Here is a 7,234-nt window from a genome sequence, read left to right on the forward strand (position 1 = left end):
TCGTGTCCGCTAGTGCCAATGCCTTCACCCGTCTCTCAATGCGTTCCCGTCAGCAGGGCGGCTCTTGCGGGGCCGCACGCCCGAACCCTCGAACGCGGCCCACCCATCGGATCTCGCCCGCCCCCGGAAACCGCTCGCCCCGGGACGTATGAACGATCTTTCTACCGCAAACCGATCACGGGATACCATGATCTCGGTGCAACAGCGGCGCGCCTTTCAGAGGATTCGCCCGCCTCGTCTGCCTTCAGAGTTAAGGCAGCCCCACGATTTCACGCGTGACGCGCCCTCAATTATGGATGAAGGGTGCATTGATCAACATCGCGCCCGCCCGTCGCTCCCGGTCGCCCACCCCTTGCTCACCCCTTGGCCCCCCTTTGGCCCGCTCTTCCCGAGGCTGCCCTCCGATGCCTTTCGCCGCAACGATTCCGGTCACGGCCGTGCTGGCGCTCGCCCTGATGACCGGCGGTGCAGCCCGGGCGGCGGATGCCGGCAGGGTCCGCCCGGAGGCGGCACGCTGCCTCGACGACGTCCGCTGCCGCCGCCCACCGGGACCGCCGGACCGGGACATCCGCCCGCTGATCGATCCGCTCGGGCGTCCCTGCGGCTATCGCTGGCGGGAGACGCCGTCCGGCCCCCGGCGCGTCCGCGTCTGCTTCTGAGCCGGCGATGGCGCCGCGCCCGGTCATCCCCGCCCTTCTCCTTCTCGTCGTCTCCCACGCGGTCGCGGCCCAGCCCCTCTCGGACGCCCCCGCCTGCCCCGCCCTGTTCGCGGACGGCCGGGCGCCGGTTCTCACCAATCCGAAGCTGTCGGACCGCGCCGTCCCGCTCTGCTTCGACGCCTTCGCCGTGCTGCATTCGGGCGTCTCGCGCACGCCGCTCTACGCGGCCGAGCGCCTGACGCGCCGGAGCGTGTCCGCCGCCCGGCGGGTCGAGCGCGCCGACGCCTTCCACGACGAGGACCGCCTGCCCGAGGACGACCGGGCGAGCCTGTCCGACTACGTCCGCAGCGGCTACGACCGCGGCCACCTCGCGCCCGCCGGCGACATGCCGAGTGCGGTCGCCCAGGCCGAATCCTTCAGCCTCGCCAACATCGTGCCCCAGAACCGGGCGCTGAACCGGGGCCTGTGGGCGGCGATCGAGGAGAGCGTGCGCCGGCTCGCCACCGAGCGCGGCGAGATCTTCGTCGTGACCGGCCCGATCTTCGAGGGACGCTCGGTCGGCGCGATCAAGGGACGGGTGCTGGTGCCGACCCAGCTGTTCAAGGCGATCTACGACCCGCGCACCGGCGAGGCCGGGGCCTATCTCGCGCCGAACAGGGCGGGCGCGGAGTGGCGCGCGGTCCCGCTCACGACCGTGCAGGACCTGGCCGGGCTCGACGTGTTCCCGGCCCTGTCCGAGGCGGCGAAGACCAGGGCGATGACCCTGCCCGAGCCGCAGGAATTCTCCCGCGACGGCCACGGTCATGGGCACGGGCAGCAATCCTTCGCCGACTTCCTCAAGCAACTCGCCGCCGACGCGTTGCGTCGGCTCTGGCGTGAACTGATGCGCGCGATCTTCTGAGCGAACCTGTGAGGAGGCCCCGATGCCGCGCCGCAAAGCCGATGCCCTCCCCTTCCGCCCCTTCGCGGAGGATGCGGGCGTGCAGACCTTCGCCGGTTTCTCGATCGAGAACGGCACGCGCCGGATCGCCCTGCACGGCAGCCTCGACCTCACCCGAGACCGGGAGGGCCTGCGCCAGGCGAAGGCCCTGAAGACCCTGCTCGACGCGGTGGTCGCCGTCCTCGAATCGGAGGATCTGCCGGACGCGGTGCCCGACGAGCCGGAGACGGCCGAGCCGGTGCGAAACCCCTTCGCCTGAGGTTCCTTCGCCCGCCGTCCGGCATCGCGCCGAGGCCCGGCGGTTCGCCTTATCCGTGCCGGATCCTTGCCGGGCGGCGCCTTGCCCCTGCCGGGCGGCCCTGATACTCGGACACGAAATTCTTCATCCGCGAGCGGACGGCGCCCCGCGCGGCATGGCTCGGGCATTCTCGCTCGATCCGGCCGGCCGCGCGCGAGCGGCCACGCATCCGCGACTGCCGGCCCGACCGGCATCCACGCTTCACGCAGGACGACCGCACATGGCCCGCGAATTCATCTACCACATGCGGGGTCTGACCAAGACCTATGTCGGGGGCAAGAAGGTCCTCGAGAACGTCAACCTGTCCTTCTACCCCGATGCCAAGATCGGCGTGCTCGGCGTCAACGGCGCCGGCAAGTCGACCCTGCTCAAGATCATGGCCGGCATCGACAAGGACTGGACCGGCGAGGGCTTCGTCGCGCAGGGCGCCCGCGTCGGCTACCTGCCGCAGGAGCCGCAGCTCGATCCGAACAAGTCGGTCCGCGAGAACGTGATGGAGGGCGTGGCCGAGAAGCAGGCGCTGCTCGACCGCTACAACGAACTCGCCATGAACTACTCCGAGGAGACGGCGGACGAGATGACCGCCCTCCAGGACCAGATCGAGGCCCAGAACCTCTGGGAGCTCGATTCCAAGGTCGATCAGGCGATGGAAGCGCTCGGCTGCCCGAGCGACGAGCAGCCGGTCGCGACCCTGTCGGGCGGTGAGCGCCGCCGCGTGGCGCTCTGCAAGCTGCTGCTATGGGAGCCGGAACTGCTGCTGCTCGACGAGCCGACCAACCACCTCGACGCCGAGACGGTGAACTGGCTCGAAGGGCACCTGCGGCAATATCCGGGCGCGATCCTGATCGTCACCCACGACCGCTACTTCCTCGACAACGTGACGAGCTGGATCCTCGAGCTCGACCGCGGCAAGGGCATTCCCTACGAGGGCAACTACTCCTCCTGGCTGGTGCAGAAGCAGAAGCGCCTGGAGCAGGAGGGCCGCGAGGACATGGCCCGCCAGCGCGCCATCGCCCGCGAGACGGAGTGGATCTCGGCCTCGCCGAAGGCCCGCCAGAGCAAGTCGAAGGCGCGCATCACCCGCTACGAGGAGCTGGTCGCCAAGCAGCAGCAGAAGGTCGACGCCACCGCGCAGATCGTCATCCCGATCACCGAGCGGCTCGGCCAGAACGTCATTGAGTTCAAGCACCTGAACAAGGCCTACGGCGACCGGCTCCTGATCGAGGATCTCTCGTTCAAGCTGCCGCCGGGCGGCATCGTCGGCGTGATCGGCCCCAACGGCGCCGGCAAGACGACCCTGTTCAAGATGATCACCGGCGTCGAGAAGCCGGATGGCGGCGCGATCGAGATCGGCGAGAGCGTCCATCTCGGCTACGTCGATCAGTCCCGCGACGCGCTCGATCCGAACGCGACGGTCTGGCAGGAAATCTCGGGCGGCAACGACATCCTCTACTTCAACAAGCGCGAGATCAATTCCCGCGCCTATTGCGCGGCCTTCGCCTTCAAGGGCGGCGACCAGCAGAAGAAGGTCGGCGTGCTCTCCGGCGGCGAGCGCAACCGCGTCCACCTCGCCGCGACCCTGCGCAAGGGCGGCAACGTGCTGCTCCTCGACGAGCCGACCAACGACCTCGACATGGAGACCCTGCGGGCGCTCGAAGAGGGCCTGGAGGATTACGCGGGCTGCGCGGTGATCATCAGCCACGACCGCTGGTTCCTGAACCGCATCGCGACCCACATCCTCGCCTTCGAGGGCGACAGCCATGTCGAGTGGTTCGAGGGCAACTTCTCCGACTACGAGGCCGACAAGAAGCGGCGCCTCGGGACGGATTCGCTGATCCCGAAGAAGCTGAAGTACAAGAAGTTTTCGCGCTGACCGCCCCCTCTCCTCCCCGCAAGGGGAGGGGAATGCCTCACCACCACGCCCGGCCCGCCCCGAGCGGCGGCAGGCCGAGATGCGCCGCGACCGAGGCGCCGATATCCGCGAAGCTGTCGCGTCGCCCGATCGAGCCCGGCGCCAATCCCGGCCCGAAGGCCAGGACCGGCACCTGCTCGCGGGTGTGCTCGGTGCCGGTCCAGGTCGGGTCGTTGCCGTGGTCGGCGGTGACGACGCAGAGGTCGCCCGGCCGCAGTGCCGCCCGGATCTCGGGGAGGCGGGCGTCGAAGGCTTCGAGCTCGGCGGCGTAGCCCGGCACGTCGCGGCGGTGGCCGTGCTCGGTGTCGAAATCCACGAGGTTGAGGAAGACGAAGCCGCCATCCGGCAGGCCGGCGAAGGCGTCGAGCGCCGCGTCGAGGCAGGCGGCGTTGCCCGCGGGCTTGATCTCGCGGCCGGTGGCGCGGTGGGCGAAGATGTCGCCGATCTTGCCGACGCTCACCACGGCGCGGCCGGCGGCGTCCAGCACGTCGAGCAGCGTGCCGGGGGGCGGCGTCAGCGAAAAGTCCTTGCGGCGGCTGGTGCGGTGAAAGCCCTCCGCCGCGCTGCCGAGGAACGGCCGGGCGATCACCCGGCCGACGCGGTAGGGGTCGCAGAGTTCGCGCGCGATCCGGCAGGTCTCGTAGAGCCGCTCCAGCCCGAACGCCTCCTCGTGGGCGGCGATCTGCAAGACGCTGTCGGCCGAGGTGTAGCAGATCGGCCGGCCCGTCCGGACGTGCTCGGCGCCGAACCGGTCGATGATGGCGGTGCCCGAGGCGTGGCGATCGCCGAGGATGCCGGGAAGCCCCGCCCGCGCGATCAGCGCCGCGGTCAGCTCCGCCGGGAAGGCGGGGTGCGTGTCGGGGAAGTGGCCCCAGGCCTCCCGCACCGGGACGCCCGCGATCTCCCAGTGACCGGACGGCGTGTCCTTGCCGGCGGCGGTCTCGACGGCGTGGCCCCACAGGGCCTGCGGCGCGCCCGCCGGAGCGAGCCCCGGCGGAACCTGGCCGGTCGCCCCCTCGCAGGCGAGGCCGAGGCCCAGCGCCGCGAGGTTGGGCAGGCGCAGGGGGCCCGCGCGCAGGCCGGGCCGGTCGCCGCGCCCGGTGGCGCAGGCCTCCGCGATGTGGCCGACCGTGTCGGAGCCGGCATCGCCGTAGTGTTCCGCATCCGGGGCGCCGCCGATGCCGACGGAATCGAGGACGATGAGGAGCGCGCGGGTCACATTATGGGCCTACTCGAAATGGCGTCATTGGCCTTTTTAGCTTCAAGTCTAATATCTTTAGTCACTAACTTGGTCAAACCCAAACTGTTGCCAATCTCTAAAATTTCGATATGCCTATAGTTTGATTATTTGTATCGAATTCGTCAAACGACTCGGTTGATGAAATTCGAAACTCACTGTAATTCATTTTTCATCTTCGAACAAACTGCTGTAGAAATCACTCGACTCTCCTATAATTGACACGTTATCTGATTTTTCTCTCACATTCCTGCCTCAAATAGATGGCAATATTTTAAACATCATGACAACTGACAGAATTTAACCGAACAAAATTACGGTCGAGATAAATTCGATACTGTTCACAATGGACATCAAGCTGTCACTGCGTCCATCTCGAAGGCCGCCGCGAACAGGGTGCGGGTGTACTCGGTCTTGGGCGCCGAGAAGATGTCTTCGGCCGGCCCCTCCTCCACCACCTGCCCGTGCTGCATCACCATGACGTAGTTCGACAGCGCGCGGACCACCTTGAGATCGTGGCTGATGAACAGGTAGGCGATGCCCCGCTCCCGCTGCAGGTCGCGCAGCAGCGTCACGATCTGCGCCTGGACCGAGCGGTCGAGGGCCGAGGTCGGCTCGTCGAGGACGACGAAGCGGGGCTTCAGGATGATGGCCCGGGCGATGGCGATGCGCTGGCGCTGGCCGCCGGAGAATTCGTGCGGGTAGCGATCCATCGCCGCCGGGTCGAGGCCGACATCGGTCAGCGCCTTCGCCACCAGGGCGCGGCGCGCGGCGGCACCCTTCACCTGCCCCTGCACTTCGAGCCCCTCGGCGACGATGTCGCCCACCGACATCCGCGGCGAGAGCGAGCCGTAGGGGTCCTGGAAGACCACCTGCATGTCCTTGCGCAGGGGCCGCATCCCGCGCGGGTTGCGATCCTCGATCCGCTGGCCGAGGAAGACGATCGGCCCCTCGGATTCGGTGAGCCGCAGCAGGGCGAGGCCGAGCGTGGTCTTGCCCGAGCCGGATTCGCCGACGACGCCGACGGTCTCGCCCGCCCGCACCGTGAGCCGCACCCCGTCGACCGCCTTGACGTGGCCGACGGTGCGCCGGAGCAGCCCCGCCTTGAGGGGGAACCACACCTTGAGCGGCCCGGCCTCGACCAGTTCCTCGGCCTGCACGGGCACGGGGTTCGCCCGGCCGGTGGGCTCGGAGGCCAGCAGACGCCGGGTGTATTCGTGCTGCGGCCGGGTGAAGACCTGCGCCACCGGGCCGGCCTCGACGATGCGGCCGGCGAGCATCACGCAGACTGAGGTGGCGATGCGGCGGACGATGCCGAGATCGTGGGTGATGAACAGCATCGCCATGCCGAGCCGCTTCTGCAGGTCGGCGAGCAGCGCCAGGATCTGCGCCTGCACGGTGACGTCGAGGGCGGTGGTCGGCTCGTCGGCCACCAGCAGGTCGGGCTCGCAGGCGAGCGCCATGGCGATCATCACCCGCTGGCGCTGACCGCCCGACAGCTCGTGCGGGTAGGCCCCGAGCCGCCGCTCGGCGTCGCGGATGCCGACGAGGTCGAGCAGTTCGAGGATTCTTTTGCGCGCGGCCTTGCCTTTCAGGCCGCGGTGGATCTCCAGCACCTCGCCAATCTGGCGCTGGATGGTGTGGAGCGGGTTGAGCGACGTCATCGGCTCCTGGAACACCATGGTGATGTCCGCGCCGCGCACCGCGCGCATCTCGCGCTCGGGCAGCGTCAGGAGATCGCGCCCCTTGAACAGGATCTTTCCGCCCGGGTGATGCGCCGCGCCGTCGAGGAGGCGCAGGATCGACAGCGCCGTCACCGACTTGCCGGAACCGGATTCGCCCACCAGCGCCAGGGTCTCGCCCCGCGCGATGGCGAAGCTGACGCGATCCACCGCCAGCGTCTCGCGCGCGCCGCCCCGGAAGGCGACCGAGAGATCCTCGACGGTCAGCAGCGTATCGGACATCGAACCCCGGCGGAGAAAGTCGGCCCGCCGTCCGGCAGCGGGGCGGGACGGGGGTTATAGCGCGCGGGGCGGGTGACGCGAATTTTCTTGAAGTCGCAAGCCCCCTCCCTCTCCCCTCCGCGGGAGAGGGTGGCCCCCGAAGGGGGTCGGGAGAGGGGAGCGCCGCTTCCGGAAAGACCTGAGCCGGCCCCTCTCCCGCCCGCTCGCGCGGGCACCCTCCCCCG

At 69.0% G+C, this 7,234-nt stretch carries 6 protein-coding genes; 4 read left to right on the forward strand and 2 right to left on the reverse strand.

The genetic code is table 11. The features are described 5' to 3' along the window. Positions 1-404 precede the first annotated feature (404 nt). The 4 genes from MFF42_RS11825 to ettA all read left to right on the forward strand — a co-directional run bounded on the left by MFF42_RS11825 (position 405) and on the right by ettA (position 3,770). Complete coding sequence (locus tag MFF42_RS11825; RefSeq protein WP_238255919.1) at positions 405-659, forward strand: hypothetical protein; 255 nt, start codon at positions 405-407, stop codon at positions 657-659. 7 nt (positions 660-666) lie between these two features. Continuing rightward, positions 667-1,560: a DNA/RNA non-specific endonuclease gene (locus MFF42_RS11830; protein WP_238255920.1), complete on the forward strand. Its 894-nt coding sequence runs from the start codon at positions 667-669 to the stop codon at positions 1,558-1,560. 22 nt (positions 1,561-1,582) lie between these two features. Next, a complete protein-coding gene (locus MFF42_RS11835) occupies positions 1,583-1,858 on the forward strand; it encodes a hypothetical protein (RefSeq protein WP_238255921.1) in 276 nt (91 codons plus the stop codon). A 259-nt stretch (positions 1,859-2,117) separates the two neighbouring features. Further along, positions 2,118-3,770, forward strand: coding sequence for an energy-dependent translational throttle protein EttA (ettA, locus tag MFF42_RS11840; protein WP_238255922.1), 1,653 nt, complete (start codon positions 2,118-2,120; stop codon positions 3,768-3,770). A gap of 37 nt (positions 3,771-3,807) precedes the next feature. On the opposite strand, the gene MFF42_RS11845 is transcribed toward ettA, so the two are convergent. Continuing rightward, the gene (locus MFF42_RS11845; protein WP_238255923.1) at positions 3,808-5,028 is read right to left on the reverse strand and encodes a phosphopentomutase; all 1,221 of its coding nucleotides are present in this window, start codon (positions 5,026-5,028) and stop codon (positions 3,808-3,810) included. A gap of 371 nt (positions 5,029-5,399) precedes the next feature. Next, a complete protein-coding gene (locus MFF42_RS11850; RefSeq protein WP_238255924.1) occupies positions 5,400-7,010 on the reverse strand; it encodes an ABC transporter ATP-binding protein in 1,611 nt (536 codons plus the stop codon). Positions 7,011-7,234 lie beyond the last annotated feature (224 nt).

The organism is Methylorubrum podarium (assembly GCF_022179745.1).
Classification (GTDB): domain Bacteria; phylum Pseudomonadota; class Alphaproteobacteria; order Rhizobiales; family Beijerinckiaceae; genus Methylobacterium; species Methylobacterium podarium.